Raw genomic sequence first — 20,968 nt, 5'->3', positions numbered from 1 at the left:
GTGAAGCAATGAACGAATCAAGGGCCGGAAATATCAGAAAAATGGGTATTGTCGGTGCCGGCGCAATGGGGCGAGGCATTGCTCAGATTGCGGTACTGGCAGGTGTCAAGGTACTGATGTTCGATACCAATTCTGACACGGTGCAGGCAGCCTACGACCAGGTGTGCTTGATGCTCGATAAGCTCACAAACAAGGGCAAGTTGGATGCGGAACACGCGGAAATTGCCAAGTCTTGCTTGCGCCAATCGACCTCGATTGCTGAGTTGGTTGACTGTGACCTTGTCGTCGAAGCTGTGGTGGAACGCATCAATGTAAAGCAGGAAATTTTTCAGAACCTGGAAAAGGTTGTGTCTGAAGCCTGCATTTTGGCTACAAACACCTCATCCATTTCCATCACTGAGATAGCCAGTGCTTGCGCCTATCCTGCTAGGGTCGTGGGGTTTCATTTTTTTAACCCCGTGCCGTTGATGAAGGTAGTTGAGGTCATCGATGGAGTGCATACCAATCCGGCTGTATCCAGCGATCTCATCGCTTTTGCTCGACGTCTCGGCCACACGCCGGTGCGAGCAAAGGACATGCCTGGATTCATCGTGAACCATGCCGGGAGAGCGATGAATACGGAAGGGCTGAAGATATTGGGAGAGGGCGTAGCTACCTGTGAGCAGGTTGATGCGATCATGCGCCAACAAGCTGGGTTCAAGCTGGGGCCGTTTGAGTTACTTGACCTCACAGCGCTCGATGTCTCTCAGCCAGTGATGGAATCGATCTACCATCAGTTTTACGAGGAACCTCGTTTCCGTCCATCGCCCATTGCCCGGGTCAGGCTTGCTGGAGGACTGCTCGGACGTAAAAGTGGTAGAGGCTTCTACCGCTATGAAGAGGGTAGGCAGGTAGTTTCTGATGATCAGCCGGTCCCCTCGGTGTTACCACGCATTGTGTGGGTCAGTAATCGCTATCCTGAGGCTGCGGCTCAAGTACGAGCCCTTGTTGAGGGGGCAGGGATAGAGGTCGATGACGGACAGCGTCCTGGGCTTGGATCACTCATCGTCGTTACGCCGTTTGGTGCTGATGCCACCACCTCCGCCGTAGAGGAGGGATTGGATGCGACTCGTGTTATCGCCGTGGACGCTTTGTTTCCTTTTAAACAAGGACGACGGCGCACTCTGATGACCACACCGGCGACTCATCGATCAGCGATAAACGAGGCTCATGCACTTTTTTGCTCATGATGAGTCACCGGTCACAGTGATCAATGATTCAACAGGATTTGTGGCTCAACGCATCGTAGCGCTAATTGTGAATGTCGGGTGTGACATTGCTCAGCAAGACATTGCCTCTCCCTCAGACATTGACCTCGCTGTAGAACTTGGGCTCGGATATCCGATGGGCCCCTTCGAGCTTGGAGACAATTTCGGGCCAAAGGTCATCCTGGAGATCTTGAACAATATCCAGCAAGGGCTTGGCGATCCCCGTTATCGACCATCTCCCTGGCTTGCTAGGCGAGCAATGTTGAATATTCCGCTCCGGCATGTTGAAAGAGTTATTTGAAACGTTGCGAATGTGACGGTGTTTACAAGGGGTTAACTGAACTGGAGGAGTGTGCATTCCAAAGGCTTTGTGCAGCCTGTTTATCGTGAAAATTTATAAACGAAATACTGTAAAAACGAAAAATAATTACAAGAGGTTTTTATGAGAGAAGCTACGTTGGATCAAATTGAAATCAAACCAGAGAGTTCTATGGCTGTAAGAGCTACGATTGCAAGCTCAGTCGGTGCCGCGTTGGAGTGGATTGACTTTGCAGCATATGGTGCTGTTGCCGCAACAATTTTTCCTAAGCTATTTTTCTCTGCAATGGATCCTAATATGGGGATCCTGGCAGCCTTCATTACATTTGGTATTGGCTTCTTCGCTCGACCGTTGGGCGGGATTTTTTTTGGAATGCTCGGAGATAAAATTGGGCGCAAGAATATTCTGCTATATACATTGTGCCTGATGGGTGGTGCTTCATTCTTAATAGGATGTCTTCCTACTTATCAAACGATAGGAATAGCGGCACCAATTTTTTTGGTGGCGTTACGTTTCTTCCAAGGCTTTGCTTTAGGAGGTGAGGCCACCGGGGCGCAGTTGATGACGATGGAACATGCTCCGAAGTCGAAGCGGGGCCTCTATGGGTCGTTCATTAATATAGGATCATCATTCAGCTCAGCCTGCGCCAACGGGATGATGTTCGCTCTTATCGCCATAATGGGTATTGTCGAGTTTGAGTCTTGGGGCTGGCGTATCCCGTTCTGGATGAGTTTTCTCCTGGTTATCGTCGGAGTCTACATTCGTATGCGTGTTACGGAAACACCAGCCTTTCAGAAAGCTCAGAGCCAGGGTGCCACTGAAAAGGTTTCTGCATTCGATGTTTTCAAACAATATCCAAAAACCATTCTGCGACTTTTGATTATCTGGTGTGCACCAACTGCATGCTTCTATGTTATTACCGTTTTCTCACTCAGCTACTTGACTAAAAATTTAGGCATGGACAGTCAGAGCGCTTTCTTGTGCTTGGCTGGTGTAAACCTGTTAGCCGTTGTTATGGTGATTTCTGGTGGAGCATTGAGCGATAAATTCGGTCGTAAGCCCATTATGTTAATGTCGTCAGTCATGATGCTGATCGTTTCTATGTTCTATTTCTCGATGCTGGATACGAAGAACTGGTATGTGATTTTTGCCGCTATGGCAATGTTTGTAGGCTTCCTGCAAATCCAGTCGGGCGTGCAACCTGCTTTCTTCGCTGAACCGTTTCCTACGAAGGTTCGTTACTCTGGATCTGCAGCTGCCTATACAGGCGCAAATTTAGTAGCCGGCGGCCCAACACCTTTTGTTGTGGCCTGGTTGCTACAAAACGGCGGTGGGTCGACGTTACCCGTGACTATTTTCTGCGGGGTAATCATCTGTCTGGCACTCGTTGCGATTATCTGTAGTCCGGAAACTCGCCATCTTGAAATGTCCCGATAGTTCTGTTTAACGATAATTTACTAGTGGAGCTTCAATCATGATCCTTAAACATAAGGTATGTGTAATCGTCGGAGCCGCATCTTTACGAGGAATTGGTTACGCGGCTGCAGGCCTTTTCGCAAGTCAGGGCGCAATAGTTGTGGCTGTTGATTTGGCGATGAATGACGATGTCGCATCAATCATCAAACATTCCATTGATGAGAAGTATGGGATTGATTGTGTGTTGATAGGGCGTAAGTGCGATATCTCTAGTTCAGCTGAGTGCGCTGATCTTATGGACAGTGTAGCTAGTCAGTTCGGTAAGGTAGATGCTTTGGTTAACTGTGCTGGAATCGTGCAATCGCTTTCAGTGCTGTCGATAAACGAATCCGATTTTGACCGAATGATCAGTGTGAATCTAAAAGGTGCTTTCAATCTTGCTAAAGAGACGTTGCGAGTAATGAAACCTCAAGGCTTCGGCTCGATAGTGAATGTTGCCTCTGTTGCCGCTCAGCGTGGCGGTGGCCTAGTGGGTGGCGCTCACTACGCGGCTTCTAAAGGGGGGGTCATCAGTCTCACCAAAACGATTGCGAGGGAGTTTGGTGTTGACGGTATTAGGGCGAATACCGTGTGCCCATCAATGACCGAAACAGGGATGATTGATGGCATGAGTTCGGAAAAATATAAGGAGATCGTTTCGGCCATTCCATTGCAGCGTGCTGGGCATGCTGAAGATATCGCCGGCGCCTGCCTATTCCTCGCCTCTGACTTTTCCTCCTATATCACGGGGGCAACATTAGATGTCAATGGTGGAAGTCACATTCACTAATAGGTCGCTTCCATAGTTTAATAACGCTTCCTATTAATTGTTAATTCAATAGTTTGACTATTGCGATGGCGTATGCCTGTCTGCGTAATAGTCAAACTAGAGTCGCCTGAAAATAAAAATAATGGTCAAGGGGCTTCACGAATGAAAAGTAACCAGGTCGTTGTGGCCGCATCCATCTCTCTGCTGAGCTTGAATTGTTTGGCGGCGGGGTTTCTTGAGGATTCAAAGTCTTCAGTCGGGTTGCGGACCATGTATTTCGAAAATGATAATAGAGAAGCTGGAGGTGCCGATCAGCGGCAAACTGCCCAAGGAGCGAGAGTTGATTTCGTTTCGGGTTTTACACAAGGCACAGTAGGCTTTGGGTTGGATGTCCAAGGGCTCTTGGGGTTAAGCCTCGGCGGTGCTATAGATCACCAGTCTTCGGCGACAGTCAATACGGTAACTCCCGTGGATTCAGACGGTTCGCCCGTGCCTAGTTGGACGCGCGCGGGCGGAAATCTCAAAGCCAAATACTCTAAATCTGAGCTTGCAGTAGGGACGGTACTCGCTCCAAATCTACCGATCCTAGTCGCCAACGATTCTAGGGTTATGCCCCAAAATTTCGAGGGTGGAATGTTAACGTCCAAGGAATGGGATGGATTGACATTGACCGGGGGTAAGCTTGCGCAAGGTGCAAGTCGGGCTTCCAGTAACTATTCGGGGCTTGCTGTCAGTGGCGGCAGTAAAGGTTCGAATAACTTTACTTTCGTCGGAGGCGATTGGAAGCCAAGAGAGGATCTACTTCTGCAGTATTACCATTCCAATTTGGAAAACTATTACTCGCAAGATTTCTTTGGTCTGGTGCACGTTTATAATATTGCCGAGAATCAATCTATTAAGTCAGATCTAAGATATTTCAAGAGTGACTCGGATGGAAAAAATGGCTCAGCCGGGTATTTTTTCAATAATGCTGGAGGATACGCCGATACTCCAGGCAAAGTCGACAACAATACGTGGTCGGCAATGTTCACATACTCGCTAGGCTCGCACGCTTTTATGTTAGGTCACCAGAGGGTAAGTAGCGATGGTGCGATGGTTTATGTTAGTAGTGGAAATGTCCGTGGTGGGAACGGCAGCCTAGAAGGGCAAGGGGGCGCCAGTGTCTACTTGTTCACTGATTCATTGATCAATGCGTTTGTCAGAGCAGGCGAAAATACTACTTATGGCCAGTATTCATATGACTTAGCTGGTGCTGGGGTGCCGGGACTAAAGGCATATTTTATCTACCTCAGGGGAGATGACATCAAGGACGCACAGGGGAGTGACAAGGAGTATAGCGAATGGGAAAGGGACATGCGCTTAGACTATGTTTTGCAAAGCGGCCCGCTCAAAAATCTTGCGTTTTCTCTGCGTCGAGGTAACTTCCGAACTGAGGTGCCGAACTCTCAGGGTGGCATCGATTATGATCAGACCCGTTTGTACGTAAACTATACTTACGCTTTTAAATAGCTGGCTGACAAGCTGCGTCGGTTTCATTGACCGACGCAGCGGAGTCCAGATTGGTCTTAGTGAATCCCACCCACTCTATTCGATAGCAGTAGCGCGGCAGATTCCAGCGCACTTTGAACCTCTGCTATGGATTTTCGTTTTGACTGGTCGATTCGTTCTGCATAGGGAACAGTTAAGGCGGCAATAGCATGGTTTTGCGAGTTCAGGATTGGAAAGCTAACTGCGTACAGCCCGCGTACCTGGATACTATGCGCAGATTCATATCCATTTGCAGCAATGCGATCAAGGATATGGTCTAACTGAGGGTCGGCATGATCTGGGTTACGGGATAGGGACTCTTGAACACGCAACGCCCGAACGCCTTTATCTTGGAATGCTAAAAGCACTCGCCCTGATGCAGAAATAATAACGTCGAGTTCGGCGCCGACACGTACACTAAATCCCATCCCGCTTGGCACGTCTACTTTAGCTATAACCATTTGCTTGCCCTGACCATATAGGGTCAAGTGGCAGGACTGGTCAAGTTCGCTGGAAAGCTTGTGCATAATTGGTCTGGCTTCGTTTAGTAACCGGTGAGTTGGAGGATTCTTGTGGGCCAATTCAAAAATCTTATTGGTGATGCTGTAGGTGTCTTCCACCAGGGCGACATAATTTCTGCCAACTAAGCAATTAATCATTCGGTAGACTTCACCAACACTTCTACCTAGTCTTTGTGCAATTTCTCGCTGAGATAAAGGTTGCTCTGTCTCGCAGAGCATCTCCAAGATATCCAGACCCTTCTCGAGAGCGGGGGCTGCGTAGGCTTTGCTCTCAGATTCTGAGTTCTTGTTCGCGTCGTCGTCTTTCATTGTTTTCGCCTAGGGCTTCTCTCTGGAGCGATTGGGCTAATCCAAGAGGTCATTATACATTTTTAGTGAGTGCGCGGAAGCCAGAATGTCATCTAATCGTGGGTTTATATCGTTCCTAGGGGGCGGAGGTGCAGTGAATTATGAATGGGATATCTCTATAAGATGAGAGCGTAGCATGGGCTGAGAAAAAATTGTGCGTTAAATAGATGCTTCTAATTTTTGGCTGCTATTTGATTTTTATGTTTGCGGATCTCTTGAGTACTATAAGCGAGCGGTTGATATCTACGTTGTCATCTGGAATCCTCGTTTTTTCATCTGCAGTTTGAAGCCAAAACGGCCATTGAAATTAGTGTCGATCCTGTATCAGTATTGCTGAATAGGCTGGAGGTCTTTATGTTCATTATTCCTAGTCATGATAACTTTAAGTTTTTCAGCTTGGGTCATTGCGATGAACTCACAGCCAATGGCCTCGACCATGCTGATGCTGATCAAGGCGTGCCATCGACGTAAAGATTGCGCGACTTTGCTGTCTGGACGACAGATCACGCTGACCACCACCGGTACCGGATCGACTGAGCGCTCGGGCATCGCACCTCAACACGCTCACGCATGTAGAGGCCGCAGATCAGTGCGGCTTGATCGACTGATCGACACCATTGTCCCCTCGCGCGGCATCAATCTCTAGCGCTACTTGCCGACCTGCTGCGCGTTAAATCATCCGGCTAGGATGATTGCCGAACCTCGTACGGGGCGATTTCACCCATATTACAAGGACAATCGAGCCGGCAGGCCAGTGTCAATGGCTCGGGCTTTGAGGGCGAGCTGTGAGGCTGACTTTGTCGTCAGCAGCCGGACGGAGCCAGGTGAGTAGCACATTTAGCTGGTTGAGACGTTATCAAACGTTATTGGGTTGAGCGCCCATGCGCAATTTCATTATATACAAAGGTAGCTGTGTTCAATACTGCACTCTAACCTCGGTGCAGGATAGGCGCTCACAATAAAAAAATAGGCAGTCAGGCCATGAAAAAAATGCTAAGTCTCATTCCCTTTGTTCGAAGCTCCGTTGGGAGCGCGCTCAAATCAACTGTAGCAGCCGCAATATTGGTCTTAGCGGTCACCAATAATGCTTTGGCAGGTGAACCACCAGCGCCAAGGGCTAAGATTGTAGTAGACAGCACTGCTTCTTGGGAAGGCGTTAAATACGAACCATATCCTTCGGGCCAGCCAAAACTTACATTACTGAAGATCACTATTCCCCCGCACACTGCACTCCCTTGGCATCATCACCCTATTGTAAACATTGCCTATGTAATTTCAGGGGAACTTACTATCGAAGACAGGTTGAGTAAAAAGACGCTTAAAGTAAAGTCCGGAGAGGCGTTTCCTGAGTCGGTGGGATCAAGCCATCGTGGTGTGACCGGAGAACAAGAAGCAGTTGTAATCGTAGCGTATGCGGGGGTTGAGGGCGTACCATTATCCGTGCCAGACAAAAACGAAAAGGCGGAATTTGAACACCTCGAATAGATGTTAATGGCCGCCTACACTATTATCTAAAAACTACCGTCGGAGTATTTTGGCTCATAGTGCCTGGAGTAATTAAGGGTTGGTGCCGTACTACGAGTACCAACCCTTCGAAAAAATAATGATACTTCGCTTTAATAAAGCGATTATCGAAGTTGTCATTATCTCCCCCGTCATACAGATGTGCATCCTATGCTCTGGCTCGCACAGTATCTGTGATCCTGCCCCCATTCTCTTGCCTGTCAAAAGTGATAGTTAAAGTCTGGATATAACCTGAAAGTATTCGTAGCACCCAGTTGCAACACTAATCCTGAAGTGAAAAATACTCCTGGGCGTGTTTGCAAAGAATTCCTTGGACGTTACCCTTTTCGACCATCGCTAGACCGAATTGTAGGAGAATACGTTAGGCTTCCTTGAAAATATTTTGGTTATTTAAGATTTCTCTTCTATTAGCCGTGAACTAATCCTGACGAGCGACAGCAGCCTGAGCAATCCGGTTGGGGTGGCAAAAAGACGGTACTGTAAACTCAAGTTTATGTTTGAGAGGTTGATCTGTAATCAGGTGCTGACTGGCAGTTGGGCCGTGCGGCTGACGTAATGGTTCACTGCGATGCAGAGCACCAAAACCACTGCCGAGACGATCATTGCAGTAGATAACCCTTGGGAAAAAGCATCAGGTTCGGTGCTGGTTATCATTGCCCCAAACACAGCAACACCAATCACGCCTCCCAGTTGTCTGGCTGACGCCATTAAGCCAGAGGCCATGCCGGCGTCATGCGAAGAAACCGAGGACAGCATCGAGTTGGTGATCGAGGGCACTGACGATGCACTACCGATACCTACTACCATCAAGGCGATATTCAGGTACCAAAGCGACGTCTCGGGTGTGACACGAGCCAGCGCGAGAAAGCCAACTGCCTGAATCAAAAAACCGATGGTGATGATACGTTGTGCACTGACGTGCTTGGCAATCCTAGACGAGATCATAGTAGAGATCGTCAGCACTGCAGTGAGCGGTATGAATGCCAGGCCGGTTCTAAAGGCATCATAATGCAGGAAGGACTGGAAGTAGATGCTGAATACGAACACCGTGCCGTAGAAGGTGAGGTTGATGGCGGCGCCGGCCAATGCAGTGGTCGCCAAGGTTTTGTTTCGTGCCAATCGACTTGGGAGCATGGGGTGCTTTACTCGGCGCTCAATCAAGACGAACGCAATTGCACATAATACGGCAATTGCCATAGTCGAGATGGTTTCAGCCACCCAGCCTCTGGAACTTGATTCGGTCAGGGCGTAGGTCAACGAGGCCAGGCAAATACCGATACTGATCTGGCCCGGTACGTCGACTTTCTTATCGATGCGAGGGGAGGCCGGCGCGTAACGTATGATCAATCCAATGGCGAGAATCCCGATGGGGACGTTGAGTAGAAAAACACTCCGCCATCCGAGCGACTCGATTAGCAAGCCGCCAATGACCGGCCCCGCAGCCAAAGCGATGCCTCCACAAGCTCCCCACATTGCCACGGCTGACCTCCGTTTGGCAGGATCGTCGAACGACAGTCTTATCAACGTCAGTGAGGTAGGCACCAACAGGGCTGCGCCCACCCCTTGGACTATACGCATACCTATGAGCATGCTCATGCTGTTTGAAAAACCGCAGCCTATGGATGCAACGGTAAATAGTGCAAATCCCGATGCAAACACGGTTTTGGCGCCGAATTTGTCACCCCCCGCCCCCCCCAGAATCAGTAGTGCAGAGAACGCTAGTGCATAGCTGTTAATGACCCATTGCAGACCGGTCAGGCTTGTCTCGAATTCGGTTTTTAAAGCACCTAGACCGACGTTGACGACGCTGACATCGAGTTGGACGACTAGAAAACCTAGGCAAGCCGCGATCTGGATCGCGGCCAAGGATGGGGTTTTGAATACAGTGTTGGACATAATTCGGCATCGCAGTGTTATATCAATGACTAAACGGTAACGGTTGACAAGCCATGCGTAAATATTAGAATTCGCACACATTCAATGCAAAAATGCATGAGTTATGGACTGGGAAGATCTGCGATTCTTTTTAGCTATTGCAACGTCAGGCAGTCTGTCGGGAGCTGCTCGTGCGCTTAACGTCAACCAAGCCACGGTAAGCCGTCGTCTGGCCGCTTTGGAAGCTCAACTAAACGTACGCTTGGTTGATCGACTCACGCGAGAGTCTCGCCTGACTGCCATAGGCCAGCTCATATTGCAGGACGTTTTGGACATTGAAGGAAAGGCTTTCGCCATTGAGCGCAAGTGCTCATCGTCCAGGGCGGCTGTGCGGACAAAGGTGACGATCACTGCGCCTCCTATCCTAGCCAGGCACTTTCTAACCCCAAACCTGGTTACGCTAACCAGAAAGTCTCCAATGGTGCAGCTTTCAATTCTCAGTGAGCCTCATTTCGCATCCCTGTCGCGTCTCGAGGCAGACTTGGCGTTGCGCCTTTCGCCACCTATTGAAGATACGGATATTGTCAAAAAGGTAGGCCTGATGCAGTTTGCTCTCTATGCGAAGCAAGACTATCCATATGCACTGGATGAGCAAAAATGGGAATTCGTCGGCTACACCGAGCGACAAGGCGACTTTGCGCATAAGCGTTGGCTATACGAAATAATTGGTTCGAAGCGGGTTGCTTGCGAAGTCACTGATTTGAGCCACCAATACGAAGCAGCGTGTACCGGAATCGGCGTTGCAGGCCTTCCTTGCTTTATCGGTGATCGTGATGATCGGTTGAAAAAGCTCGACAATAATCTTCCTATGCTCGATCTCGATATTTGGATCGCCATGCACCCTGACCGTCGCAACGACACGGTGGTGCGCAAGACTGCAGATGCAATTTTTCAGTTACTTGAACCCCTTGGTTTGGGCTTGCCCTCGAATAATAGGTGAGACTAGGCTGCTCGGATTTGAGCCCGGCTCGACCTTAACTCTTCACATGCCCTAGGCGCGGTCACCGCAGCCTACCATGGTTGAATCAAGTAATTTATTGACAGTGATGCGGGTAGATAGACTCAAGCGCAACGTCTTGCAGAAAACCTTGTTCCTGGGCATGGACCTGGGAAGTAAATACTGCGGCCGCCAGCAATCCGACGGTGAATAACGCCAAATTACCTGAGAGATACATAGACCTTGCCTGTTTTTTTAGGGCAAATAACAAGTAAGTCGCCGAATTATCGATATGGATTTTTTCGCGGGCAGGACGTGGCTCGACTTGCCCATCTGGCCGCAAGCGGCCTGATGGTGGTCGTTCATCAATCGGGTTGTCGGTTTAGCGGCTCGAGCCGTTCGACGTCATCAGACATCGTTGAGGTGGAACCTAAGTCTGCGACATCAGTTGAAAAAATCCTTCACTAGTTTCAGCCAGCAGTCGGACGATGCGAATCAGTTCGTCATTGAAGTCGTAAGGGGGTTATGCACTGAGCGGCTATGAAACTCGCCTTCGCCATTGCCCAGGAAGAAGTAGCAGCCGGCCACTTCAGTCAGCATCCAGGCGAAATCTTCTGTCGCCATGATCTTCGCCGCATGCGGCAACAAGTGGCCGGGCTTGAACAGCGGCGCCAAGCTCTGGCGAAGCATCTCTGTATCCGTAGCCGTATTAACCAGCGCTATCGCCAGTTGCGTGGCTTCAAGTTCGATTTTGACGCCGAACGCGTATTCATGGCCCTGGGCGATTTCTACGTCTTGATCGCATTGATCAAGCTGGCCACTACCGGTACGGGATCGATCAAGCACGGATACCGCGATGCACTTCGTAGCCTCATTCTTCGAGTCTGTTGGCGCTCGTTACTGCAAGGCCAATGAGCCAAAAATCCTGCAAACGTATTTCTCGCGATACTGCTTGGGTGTCATGGACAGTTTTTCCTGGAACAGTCGGGTCATGTGGCTTTGGTCCGAAAACCCGCAATCCATGGCGACAGCTTTCAACGGAACATCTCGCACCGTAGAAAGGATCCGCTCTGCTTTTTTCAAGCGACGCGACTGTACGTACTGATGGGGGGAGACCCCATACACAGCTCCGAACACTCGTACAAAGTACGACGGGCTCAGGTCGACAATGGCGGCCATGTCTTTTACCGAAATCGGGCAGGACAGATGTGAATCGATGTATTGTTGAAGCTGGTCGCGTTTCATGTTTGTCAGGCGAGACGCTTGATCCTTGTCTCTCAGGTCACAGCGCACATACTGGCGCAGCAGATGAATGCATATCTGAATTTCTAGTGTCTGGACGAAGAGGCTGCTACCCGGTTCGTCACTCAAGCATTCCATTTCATAGCTTGCCATGAGCCTGGAGAGCTTCGCGTCGTTGACGATGGGATAGTGGTCGACAAAGACACCGTCAACATCCTGTTCAAAAACTTCATTGGCGACCTTCGCCATCATCCCCTGCGAGATGTAGATATGACTGACTTCGATATCGTTCATCCAGTACCACCTGGATGATTCGCCTCGGGTCAAAATGGTGACATCGTTATCGCCAACGGACCATTTTTGCCATTGCTTACCATCATGAAAACCCAGATTTGATGTTCCTGATTTCCATTTCACTAACTCGTAATCGCGCATGCAGGGGATGCTTACTTCGGTTTTGTCAAAGCGATAGCCCCGGATCGTCATGCCGTTATCGGGTGCAGTCCCAACGGTACCTTTGATCGTTATTTCACCAGGGATAACGTCGAGCATTTTTTCTGGCGTTAGGAGGATGGCACTCATCACAACTCCCTTTTTATTTGTATGGGCCGTGGAGTTTTTTATCAGTACTTGGCAGTTTTTGGGTGTTGATAGCGTAGTGTTCTCACATTCAAAAACTAACACATCCTTCAAGTTTTTACGCAAAACAGGCTTGCCATCGATCGGGGGATTTCCACCCGATCGTCTGGCAAACCTTTCCTTACTCCGCCTGGGTTTCGTGGTCACTCGGCTCGGTAAAACCCGGTCGCCAGCGGCGCAGGTGAGTGTGACGCTCGTAGGCCTGCGCCGATGGGTAGGTCACCAGTTCTATCGTGCTTCCCCAAGGCGTGCGGGTGTAGACGTAACGATTACCTTTTCCCGCGTCACCGCCCGGGAGGTCGCCAGGGCGACTGAGCAGGACGCCACCGGCTTTCGTCAGGCGATCGGCGGCGGCGTCGATATCGTCAACGTAGATGCAGATGTGCTGAATTCCCAAGTCACTTGGAACCACAGGCTGCGACTGCTGCACCCCGGTATAGGAAAACAGCTCCAGGTTGGGGCCGTTACCGAGGCGAAGCATGCGGATCGCGGTTATCACCGCACCAGGTGCGATGCCCAATCCCACCTCAACCTCCGGTCCCCCCAAAGGCGCATCAAGCATGTCGTAAAGCTTCTCCGCCCCGAAGGCATCGACGAAGAATCGGGTTGCCGCTTCCATATCGGGAACGGTGATACCTACGTGTTCGATCGCACGAACATTCATGCCAATTCTCCTATTTTCGCTGCTGCCCAGAAGCCGGACTGGGTCGCCTCATACATCCGCCCGCCACGGGACCTCGTTCCGATGCTATGGACGCAAATGTCATCGACGGACGACTCCAGGACAGTCGAAGCGATGCGAGCGGTCGCCATCACCACGTAGCCGTTATCGGGTTTCGCGCCTGCTGTGCGGATCGATACCTCCAGGCCCTTTAGTAGACCGGTGAGATGGTCGCGCTGCATATCATTGGTATCGACACCGACCGCATCAGCGGGTGAAACAAGGCTGACCTTTTTGCCTTGCTCGGCCATCCACAGGGCAGCGAACATTGCCGTTTCGGTTTCACCAAACACGGTGACTTCGTCAGCCTCCGGAAGAGTTCCGTTTGCCAGCATGTCAGCAACATCCGAACCATGGCCCTTGGCAACGGTCCCCGTGGCAAGGAGTACGGTGTCCCACGGGGTCAAGTCGAAATCAGCGGCATCGGTGTTGAGTTGTACGTCGACACCCACGCGTTCGAGTTCGGTCTCGTAAAAGTTGATCATGTTCTTGACCTCCATGCGAAACGGGCTCGCAGCGGCCCAGGCATGGAGCTGACCGCCGATGCGATCCGCTTTCTCGACCAACCGCACGTGATGTCCGCGCTCGGCGGCGAGGATCGCGGCTTCACAGCCAGACGGCCCGCCACCGACGATCAGCACGCGCTCCTGTTTCGAAGCAAGGCGGCGAGCGTCACTCGCGCGGCGTTCCTGGCCGAGAGTAGGGTTTATCACGCACTGGGTGCCCTTGCCGTTGAACATCCATCGTGAGATGCATTCATTGACCGCCAGGCAGCGGCGGACACTCTGCGGTTGCCCGCGCCGTGTCTTGTTAACCGTTTCGGGGTCGGCAAGACCCGATCGACCCAAGGCCACAAAATCGAGTTCGCCATCAGACACGGCTTGCGCCATCTCATCGAACAGCCAGGTGAGACGACCGACGCCGATCACCGGGATCGAAACACGCTTTTTCACCAGTTTGGCGTAATCCACCAAGGAGCCAGGCGGAACCATGGGCAGCAACGTCATCGCGGTGTCGTAGTTTCCGGCACTGACATCCAGGGCGTCAACGTAAGGTTCGAGCATTTCACAAAAGGCCAGGCCATCTTCCAATGAGAGGCCACCCTCGTAAGGCTCCATCACGCTCAGGCGATACAGGATCGGGAAATCTGCGCCGACCTGCTCGCGTATCCCGCGCACGACATCGAGGGCGAAACGGGCACGGTTCTCTAGGGAGCCGCCCCAGCGGTCGGTACGTTTGTTGGTGAAAGGGGAGAGAAACTGACCGAGCAGATAACCATGCGCACCGTGCAGCTCAACGGCATCAAAGCCGGCTGCGACAGCGCGCCGGGCACCCTGGACGTACTTGTCGATCAATCCGGGAATTTCATGTTCTTCGATGGCTCGCGGTGGGGTGCCGAAGGCGCTGGTGATGCCTGCCGTTGGCGCGAGTGGCGGTTCGTTCCGTTCCGTATTGCTCTGGGAGTTCTGGCGGCCGGTGTGGTGCAGTTGCACCGCAATCTTCGCGCCTTCGCCGTGGACGGCGTCTACCAGATTGCTGAGTGCGCCAATGAACCTGTCGTGGTCAATGCGCATCGGGTGGCCGGCCGTGCGCCCGACTTCCCAATCGATCGAGGTGTTCTCGGTAATGATCAAACCAACGCCTCCACGGGCGCGGGCCCGATGGTATTCGATGAGCTTGTCGTCAACCTCACCGAAGGTGCTGGCGAACTGCGTGAAGATCGGCGCTTGCACAAAGCGGTTGCGCAATTGCAGGGTGCCGATCCGCCCGGGCTGGTATAGCGCCGCAGCCGGGCTGTCTGTCACCACAAGATTGCGGATGTCTGGGTGTGCCATAACCATCTCCTCATTATTTTTTTTGTTTGAGGTTGCAGCATGCAATGACAGCCGGCATGAGTATTGAACGTTCATACCCAGGCGTTGAAGAATCCTGCTTTAGCGCCGCAGCGCTACTCGCTCAGGTGACTTAATCGGAAAACAGCTCGAACATCAGCTGGCGCAGCCAGCGATTGGCCGGGTCCTTGTTATAGCGAGCGTGCCAGAACAGGTTGATTTCTATGTTGGGCAGTTCCACCGGCGTTGGCAGCACCGTGAGCCCAAAGGGCTGTTCGCAACTGCTGGCGAACCGTTCAGGCACCGTTGCCATCAAGTCGGTGCGTTGCAGGATGTGGCCTACTGCGACGAAGTGGGGGACCTCCAGGCGTATATTTCGCTCGATGCCGGCCCGCGCCAGGAACGTATCGACTTCGCCGTGCCCGGTGTTCGCCGCTACCACGCGAACGTGGTCATAACTGCAATAGCGCTCCAGGGTCAGCGGTTCCCTGGTAGCGGGGTGGTCCTTGCGGCACATGCAGACATAACGATGGTGAAACAGGCGCTGCTGAAAAAATCCGGCCTGCAGGTGCGGCAGTAATCCAACGGCGAGATCGACCGCCCCGTTCTGCAAGCCTTCGGCCAGGGTATCGGATGTGTTTCGCAATGTGCTGATCGAGCAACCCGGAGCGCGTTCAGCCAGCGCGTCCATCAGCCGCGGCATGAAGTAGATTTCACCAATATCGGTCATCGCCATCGTAAATCGACGATTGCAGTTGAGCGGGTCAAACGTGTCCTGACGGCTGAGCGCATCTCGCAAGGTCTGAATAGCCATCGCAACCGGCTCTGCCAATTGCTGGGCATAAGGTGTGGGCTCCATGCCTTGATAGGTGCGAACGAACAGCTCGTCGTTCAACGTGACACGCAGTCGCTTGAGCGCGTTGCTGACAGCGGGTTGAGTCAGGTCCAGATTATCCGCCGCCGTCGATACCCGACGATCAATCAACAGTTGGTTGAAGACCAGCAGAAGATTGAGATCAAGTTCACGTAATTCCATACTGCCTCGTGCAGATTGCGCGCTCATGAGGGCGAAAATTTTCGCCCGTGGATGGGGCTGCACCGCTTTGAAATACCCGCTGCAAGCGCCAAAGCCTAACAAGTGCCGCACCGTCGCGTCCATCACCTGAGCCAAGGAGGGGAGCCATTTTCGATCTTTATTCACGATCGAAATAAAGGGTATTCGGTTCGCTGCATTTATCACTGAAGATGGTTTGGCCATTATCAGAGATACAGGAGCGCAGATCGATATTCACATTGATTGAATGAAAGGACTCGGACATCCAAAACGCAATAAAAAAAATAATAAAGGCTTTGTATGCATATACTAACAAGAGCTTTAGCTCACCGCTCAATTCCTTGCTTTTTCGTAGCTGCTTCAGCGGCGATTGCACAAGCCGATAACAAAGTAGTCCTGCCGCCTGCAGCCAGTATTCCATGGGCAGACAACCCTGTTTATCTCGCCGACCCTGAAATACGTGACTCGGATTTCCTCGGTGAAATTCGCTATATCCCTCTTTCTCATAACGCCAAGGATTACCTGTCCATTGGTGGAGAAATTCGCTACCAATATCAGGACTATGAACATGCCCTGTTAGGCGTTGGCGGCGTCAGTAACCCCAACAGCATGCTTCAGCAACGCTTGAGAATCAGCGGTGATCTCAACTTGAGTAATGGCTTGCGGGTGTTTGCTGAACTTGGCGATAACCGCGAGTTTCAAGCAGAGCGCGTCAGTCGATTCAACCGGGACAAGACGGATGTTCAGCAGATGTTTGTCGAACTCACTTCAGGTGACTCCGCCTACGGTACCGTTCAGCTGCGAGCCGGCCGATTCGTGATGCCTCTTGGAAGCATTCGATTGGTCGGTCTGCGTGAGGGGGCCAACGTTCGATACACCTATGACGGGGCCAAGGTCACCTGGACCACTCCGAGCAAATCGCGTTGGGAGCTGTTCTCCGTCAGCCCTACGCAGATTGATCCGCTGGAATTCGACGATCAACGAGATAAAACCCAGGACTTCTCCGGGTTGTATGGCACCCAGGTATGGAGCACGGCAGGTGGCCAGGTCGACTTGTATACCTACACATTCGGGCGCGACAGAGCGACCTACACCAGCACCTCCGGTAGCGAACGACGCAATAGCTATGGCGCGCGTTTCTATGGCCAACAGTCTCAGTGGGATTATGACGTAGAGGCAGTAGTGCAAGGGGGGAGCAGCGCCGGGCAAAGCATTCGCGCTTGGGGCGTCATGTCCCAAGCCGGGTATACCTTCAATGACATGAAGTATTCGCCACGACTCGGTTTCCGGGCGAATGCATTCAGTGGTGATGATGATCCCAAGGACAACACATTGGGCGACTTCGTGGCGCCTGCGCTTGCCTCCGGTCTTGTGTTCACCGATGCGAATTGGTTCACGGCCACCAACATGATCAATATCGCACCTGCTGTATTTTCTCTAAAGTTTTCCTCGAACGTAAAAGCAGAAATCAATGTTGACTACTTGATGCGCGAGAGTACCAGGGACGGCATTTATTATTTGCCGACCAGCGCACCTTACGCGCCTACGCAAGGTGATGCGCGGCACGTGGCTACGAATACAAACTTTATTCTCGATTGGCGGCTTAATCGATTCACTACGGTGCATGCCATGTATACCCACGTGCAGGCGGGCCGGGCACTGGAGGATGTGGGTGGCAAAAACTCTGATTATTTCGGGGTCTACACCCAGTTTGTATTTTGATAGTCGTCCAGGCGCTGAACAACCTAATTAAAATAACAATGGAGACATGCAATGCGTGAAGTATTCAAACCAAATTTAATCTGCTCACTGGCTTTGGCGGGCGGCTTGAGCCTTCTCACGGTTGCGGCAAGTCACGCCGCTCCAATCGATAAAACTCCGCGGCCGAACATCCTTTTGATTGTTGCCGATGACATGGGGTATTCAGACCTGAGCGCCTTTGGCAGTGAGATTCAGACGCCTAATCTCGATGCCATCGCCAACCAGGGTGTCATCCTCAGCAATTACCACACGGCGCCTACCTGTTCACCCACGCGCTCCATGCTGATGAGCGGAACCGATAACCATATTGCCGGTGTCGGTACCATGGCTGAGCTGGTTCTCCCTGAACAAAAGGGCAAGCGTGGTTATGAGGGCTATCTGTCCGATCGAGTGGTTGCCTTTCCCAAATTACTGCAAGCAAACGGCTATCGGACAATGATGGTCGGCAAATGGCATCTGGGCAAAACCCCGGAACTCAGCCCCTTGGCGCGCGGATTTGACCAGTCCTTCGCCCTCATTGAAGGTTCGGCCGATCACTTCACCCAAGGCGGAACAACGGATAAGAATCCCAAGGCGACCTATCGACTCAATGGCAAAGAAATAGAACTGCCAAGGGACTTTGGTTACTCGTCAGATTACTTCACTTCGACGGCTATCAAACAAATCGGCTCAGAAAAAAACGATAAGCCATTCTTTGCCTATCTGGCGTACACCGCGCCCCACTGGCCATTGCAAGTGCCAGCGGCTTATCAGGAGCGGTATCGTGGGTTTTACGATAAAGGGTATGCATCTGTCGCGCAGGCCCGACTTGAGCGGATGAAGGCCAAGGGCCTGGTGGCTGGCGATGTGCAGATCAACCCGGGACCCGATGTCTGGCCAGGGTGGGAGAAACTGTCGACCAAGGAGCAACAGTTGGAAGCTCGCCGGATGGAAATCTACGCTGGCATGATCGCCAATCTGGACGACAACATCGGGCGCCTGGTCAAACATCTGAAAGACACCGGCCAGTACGAAAACACTGTGTTCGTGTTTTTTTCCGATAACGGTGCGGAAGGAAGCAACCCCGAAGACGTGACGCCAAACAATGCCAAGTGGATTGCCGAAAACTTCGACAACTCACTCGACAACATTGGCAAACCCGGCTCGTTCAGCGGTTACGGCCCTAACTGGGCACGTGTCGGTTCCACACCTTTCAGAATGTACAAGGCATTCACCTATGAGGGTGGCATTCGCACTGCTGCTTTCATCATGGGGCCAGGCATGCGTCACGGAGAAATTTCCGATACCTACATGAGTGTCAAAGACATCGCTCCCACGTTTCTCGAGCTTGCGCAGATCAAGCACCCATCCATTGAGGATGCGAGCGTTGCGAAGATGCAGGGACGCTCCGCATTGGACTTTCTGAGAAAAAACCAGGCCACCGTTCACCCTGCAGACGAAGTCCAGTGCACTGAGTTGTTTGGCCGTGTCTCGTTGATCCAGGGGAATTGGAAGATGACCTTCAGCAATGCGCCCTGGGGCACAGGTAAATGGGAGTTGTTTGACATCCGAAGAGATCCCACCGAGTTACACAACCTTGCGGCACAAGAGCCTCAGGTCACTCGCTCGCTCTTGAGCCAATGGCAAGACTGTCAGGCGCGCAACGGGATCGAATGGGATACGGATCTGGCTACAAAAATACGATTCGGCAATGAGATCAAACATTACGAGACGGCAGATGAACAGTCACATTGATAGTTGTGTGGTTGATCGCAATGGGGCCGCGCTGATCAGAATACCTGAAGGGCGGTTTCTGATGGGGTCTCAACATCACTACCCTGAAGAAAGCCCCGTGCGCTGGGAGGAGGTCGCAGGGTTTTCCATACATGCCACTCCCGTCACAAATGCCATGTTCGCAGCGTTTGTCGCTGACACAGGTTATCTGACTCAGGCAGAGCGAAGTCTGGCCTCTGAAGACTATCCCGGTGTGGCGCCGGGCCTGTTGCAGCCAGCATCGCTCGTGTTCACGCCGCCCAACGGCCCCGTTGAACTGGACTATGTGAGTCGTTGGTGGTCGTTGGTCCCGGGGGCCGACTGGCGCCACCCCCTGGGGCCGGACTCGAATCTGCAAGGCCTCGACCTACATCCGGTGGTCCACGTTGGCCTTGAGGATGCGCATGCTTATGCCGACTGGGTGGGTTGCGAACTGCCCACCGAGGAAGAATGGGAATTTGCAGCCTGGGGAGGTCATACCGGCAGCGAGTTTGTCTGGGGGGATCAACTTGTGCCGGATAGACGCCATATGGCCAATATCTGGCAGGGGGAGTTTCCCTGGCAAAACCTTGCTCTGGATGGGTACGACCGAACTTCTCCGGTGGGCGCATTTCCTGCCAATGGTTACGGTCTGCGGGACATGATCGGTAACGTCTGGGAATGGACAACCACGCCATTTCGTAATGCCGGGGAGGGCAGCGGGAAGCCTTCCTGTTGTGCCAGCGGTGGTGGCAGGACAACGCTGAAGGTGCTCAAAGGCGGTTCCCATCTTTGCGCCCCGGGTTACTGCCAGCGCTACCGCGCACCTGCTCGCTCACCACAAGCCGCGGATACCACCAGCTCACACATCGGTTTTAGATGCATACGCCGCTGACCTTTATTCAGCCTCGAAATAGTGTGTATGCGTCTGGCTGCATTTATCGGGGTCGATCCTTTGCCCATGATCGAAGCCATGCCCATTCCTGAACGCAATGCGTAAACCCTTGGGCACCGCGCAATAACCGGAGGCGGCAGATCCTCCGGCTCTATAACAATGACAAGAAGAGCGATGCCATGCGTACGATAGATGTATCAGCCCTGATTGACGGGGCACGTTTCAATTCCTTCCATGCGCGCGTGCTGTTCTGGTGCGCGCTGATCATCATTTTCGACGGTTATGATCTGGTCATCTATGGGGTCGTGTTGCCCTCACTGATGGCCGAGTGGGGCCTCAGTTCATTGCAGGCGGGTGCGCTGGGTAGTTGCGCGCTGGTGGGCATGATGCTGGGTGCGTTGTTTTTCGGTTCATTGTCGGATCGGATAGGCCGACGCAAAACCATCATGATGTGCGTCGCCATCTTCAGCGGGGTTACGGCGATCAACGGCTTGGCACAAAGCCCCGAGGC

General features: G+C 52.1%; 17 protein-coding genes and 1 pseudogene. 11 read left to right on the top strand and 7 right to left on the bottom strand.

Going from position 1 to position 20,968, the window contains the following annotated elements:
* Positions 1-8 precede the first annotated feature (8 nt).
* The 4 genes and pseudogenes from SOP95_RS16030 (at position 9) to SOP95_RS16015 (ending at position 5,299) form a co-directional block, all read left to right on the top strand.
* Positions 9-1,548: pseudogene (locus SOP95_RS16030) on the top strand (3-hydroxyacyl-CoA dehydrogenase).
* Positions 1,549-1,689: 141 nt separating this feature from the next.
* Positions 1,690-3,003, top strand: coding sequence for an MFS transporter (locus tag SOP95_RS16025; RefSeq protein ID WP_323607580.1), 1,314 nt, complete (start codon positions 1,690-1,692; stop codon positions 3,001-3,003).
* Between the two features lie 37 nt (positions 3,004-3,040).
* Positions 3,041-3,811 carry an SDR family NAD(P)-dependent oxidoreductase gene (locus tag SOP95_RS16020; RefSeq protein WP_323607579.1) on the top strand — a complete coding sequence of 257 codons (771 nt, stop codon included), beginning with the start codon at positions 3,041-3,043 and terminating at the stop codon, positions 3,809-3,811.
* 141 nt (positions 3,812-3,952) lie between these two features.
* Positions 3,953-5,299, top strand: coding sequence for an OprD family outer membrane porin (locus SOP95_RS16015; RefSeq protein ID WP_323607578.1), 1,347 nt, complete (start codon positions 3,953-3,955; stop codon positions 5,297-5,299).
* A gap of 56 nt (positions 5,300-5,355) precedes the next feature.
* Here SOP95_RS16015 and SOP95_RS16010 read toward each other — a convergent pair whose 3' ends face one another.
* A complete protein-coding gene (locus SOP95_RS16010) occupies positions 5,356-6,147 on the bottom strand; it encodes an IclR family transcriptional regulator (RefSeq protein ID WP_323607576.1) in 792 nt (263 codons plus the stop codon).
* 363 nt (positions 6,148-6,510) lie between these two features.
* Positions 6,511-6,735, bottom strand: a complete 225-nt coding sequence (locus SOP95_RS16005) for a hypothetical protein (RefSeq protein ID WP_323607574.1) — start codon at positions 6,733-6,735, stop codon at positions 6,511-6,513.
* Between the two features lie 432 nt (positions 6,736-7,167).
* Between SOP95_RS16005 and SOP95_RS16000 the strand changes: the two genes are divergently transcribed.
* Positions 7,168-7,671: a cupin domain-containing protein gene (locus SOP95_RS16000; RefSeq protein ID WP_323607572.1), complete on the top strand. Its 504-nt coding sequence runs from the start codon at positions 7,168-7,170 to the stop codon at positions 7,669-7,671.
* A 555-nt stretch (positions 7,672-8,226) separates the two neighbouring features.
* Here SOP95_RS16000 and SOP95_RS15995 read toward each other — a convergent pair.
* On the bottom strand, positions 8,227-9,606 hold the full coding sequence (locus SOP95_RS15995; protein ID WP_323607571.1) for an MFS transporter: 1,380 nt from the start codon (positions 9,604-9,606) through the stop codon (positions 8,227-8,229).
* A 103-nt stretch (positions 9,607-9,709) separates the two neighbouring features.
* Here SOP95_RS15995 and SOP95_RS15990 point away from each other — a divergent pair, with 103 nt between their 5' ends.
* Together SOP95_RS15990 and SOP95_RS15985 are read left to right on the top strand one after the other, a co-directional pair.
* Positions 9,710-10,585 carry a LysR family transcriptional regulator gene (locus SOP95_RS15990; protein ID WP_323607569.1) on the top strand — a complete coding sequence of 292 codons (876 nt, stop codon included), beginning with the start codon at positions 9,710-9,712 and terminating at the stop codon, positions 10,583-10,585.
* A 537-nt stretch (positions 10,586-11,122) separates the two neighbouring features.
* Positions 11,123-11,497, top strand: coding sequence for a hypothetical protein (locus tag SOP95_RS15985; protein WP_323607568.1), 375 nt, complete (start codon positions 11,123-11,125; stop codon positions 11,495-11,497).
* Here SOP95_RS15985 and SOP95_RS15980 read toward each other — a convergent pair.
* From SOP95_RS15980 to SOP95_RS15965, 4 genes are all read right to left on the bottom strand, one after another.
* Positions 11,480-12,406 carry a helix-turn-helix domain-containing protein gene (locus tag SOP95_RS15980; RefSeq protein WP_323607566.1) on the bottom strand — a complete coding sequence of 309 codons (927 nt, stop codon included), beginning with the start codon at positions 12,404-12,406 and terminating at the stop codon, positions 11,480-11,482. The genes SOP95_RS15985 and SOP95_RS15980 overlap by 18 nt on opposite strands.
* A 178-nt stretch (positions 12,407-12,584) precedes the next feature.
* Entirely contained in the window at positions 12,585-13,127 is a 543-nt protein-coding gene (locus SOP95_RS15975) for a VOC family protein (RefSeq protein ID WP_323607565.1), read from the bottom strand.
* A complete protein-coding gene (locus SOP95_RS15970) occupies positions 13,124-15,019 on the bottom strand; it encodes an oxidoreductase (protein WP_323607564.1) in 1,896 nt (631 codons plus the stop codon). Before SOP95_RS15970 ends, SOP95_RS15975 begins: the two co-directional genes overlap by 4 nt.
* Positions 15,020-15,149: 130 nt before the next feature.
* The gene (locus SOP95_RS15965; RefSeq protein ID WP_323607657.1) at positions 15,150-16,052 is read right to left on the bottom strand and encodes a LysR family transcriptional regulator; all 903 of its coding nucleotides are present in this window, start codon (positions 16,050-16,052) and stop codon (positions 15,150-15,152) included.
* 318 nt (positions 16,053-16,370) lie between these two features.
* On the opposite strand from SOP95_RS15965, the gene SOP95_RS15960 reads away from it, so the two are divergent.
* The 4 genes from SOP95_RS15960 to SOP95_RS15945 all read left to right on the top strand — a co-directional run.
* Positions 16,371-17,792 (top strand): alginate export family protein, encoded by a 1,422-nt coding sequence (locus tag SOP95_RS15960; RefSeq protein WP_323607563.1) that lies wholly within the window; start codon positions 16,371-16,373, stop codon positions 17,790-17,792.
* A gap of 51 nt (positions 17,793-17,843) precedes the next feature.
* Positions 17,844-19,565, top strand: coding sequence for an arylsulfatase (locus tag SOP95_RS15955; protein ID WP_323607562.1), 1,722 nt, complete (start codon positions 17,844-17,846; stop codon positions 19,563-19,565).
* Positions 19,549-20,457, top strand: coding sequence for a formylglycine-generating enzyme family protein (locus SOP95_RS15950; RefSeq protein ID WP_323607561.1), 909 nt, complete (start codon positions 19,549-19,551; stop codon positions 20,455-20,457). Before SOP95_RS15955 ends, SOP95_RS15950 begins: the two co-directional genes overlap by 17 nt.
* Before the next feature lie 179 nt (positions 20,458-20,636).
* Positions 20,637-20,968 (top strand): MFS transporter (locus SOP95_RS15945; protein ID WP_323607560.1); only part of this gene is annotated, 332 nt, incomplete at its 3' end.

Source organism: Pseudomonas sp. YuFO8 (assembly GCF_035065025.1).
GTDB classification, from domain to species: Bacteria; Pseudomonadota; Gammaproteobacteria; order Pseudomonadales; family Pseudomonadaceae; genus Aquipseudomonas; species Aquipseudomonas putida_AE.
The sequence above is the reverse complement of the archived record's forward strand: the minus strand, read 5'-3'. Positions and strand labels throughout refer to the sequence as shown.

What these genes read in the sequence shown, in the direction of transcription:
- SOP95_RS16000 (WP_323607572.1), top strand. Translation starts at nt 7,168, where the DNA reads ATGAAAAAAATGCTAAGTCTCATTCCCTTTGTTCGAAGCTCCGTTGGG.
- SOP95_RS16020 (WP_323607579.1), top strand. Translation starts at nt 3,041, where the DNA reads ATGATCCTTAAACATAAGGTATGTGTAATCGTCGGAGCCGCATCTTTA.
- SOP95_RS15980 (WP_323607566.1), bottom strand. Translation starts at nt 12,406, where the DNA reads ATGAGTGCCATCCTCCTAACGCCAGAAAAAATGCTCGACGTTATCCCT.
- SOP95_RS16010 (WP_323607576.1), bottom strand. Translation starts at nt 6,147, where the DNA reads ATGAAAGACGACGACGCGAACAAGAACTCAGAATCTGAGAGCAAAGCC.
- SOP95_RS15990 (WP_323607569.1), top strand. Translation starts at nt 9,710, where the DNA reads ATGGACTGGGAAGATCTGCGATTCTTTTTAGCTATTGCAACGTCAGGC.
- SOP95_RS15985 (WP_323607568.1), top strand. Translation starts at nt 11,123, where the DNA reads ATGAAACTCGCCTTCGCCATTGCCCAGGAAGAAGTAGCAGCCGGCCAC.
- SOP95_RS16015 (WP_323607578.1), top strand. Translation starts at nt 3,953, where the DNA reads ATGAAAAGTAACCAGGTCGTTGTGGCCGCATCCATCTCTCTGCTGAGC.
- SOP95_RS16025 (WP_323607580.1), top strand. Translation starts at nt 1,690, where the DNA reads ATGAGAGAAGCTACGTTGGATCAAATTGAAATCAAACCAGAGAGTTCT.
- SOP95_RS15970 (WP_323607564.1), bottom strand. Translation starts at nt 15,019, where the DNA reads ATGGCACACCCAGACATCCGCAATCTTGTGGTGACAGACAGCCCGGCT.
- SOP95_RS15965 (WP_323607657.1), bottom strand. Translation starts at nt 16,052, where the DNA reads ATGGAATTACGTGAACTTGATCTCAATCTTCTGCTGGTCTTCAACCAA.
- SOP95_RS15975 (WP_323607565.1), bottom strand. Translation starts at nt 13,127, where the DNA reads ATGAATGTTCGTGCGATCGAACACGTAGGTATCACCGTTCCCGATATG.
- SOP95_RS15960 (WP_323607563.1), top strand. Translation starts at nt 16,371, where the DNA reads ATGCATATACTAACAAGAGCTTTAGCTCACCGCTCAATTCCTTGCTTT.
- SOP95_RS15950 (WP_323607561.1), top strand. Translation starts at nt 19,549, where the DNA reads ATGAACAGTCACATTGATAGTTGTGTGGTTGATCGCAATGGGGCCGCG.
- SOP95_RS16005 (WP_323607574.1), bottom strand. Translation starts at nt 6,735, where the DNA reads ATGCCCGAGCGCTCAGTCGATCCGGTACCGGTGGTGGTCAGCGTGATC.
- SOP95_RS15955 (WP_323607562.1), top strand. Translation starts at nt 17,844, where the DNA reads ATGCGTGAAGTATTCAAACCAAATTTAATCTGCTCACTGGCTTTGGCG.
- SOP95_RS15995 (WP_323607571.1), bottom strand. Translation starts at nt 9,606, where the DNA reads ATGTCCAACACTGTATTCAAAACCCCATCCTTGGCCGCGATCCAGATC.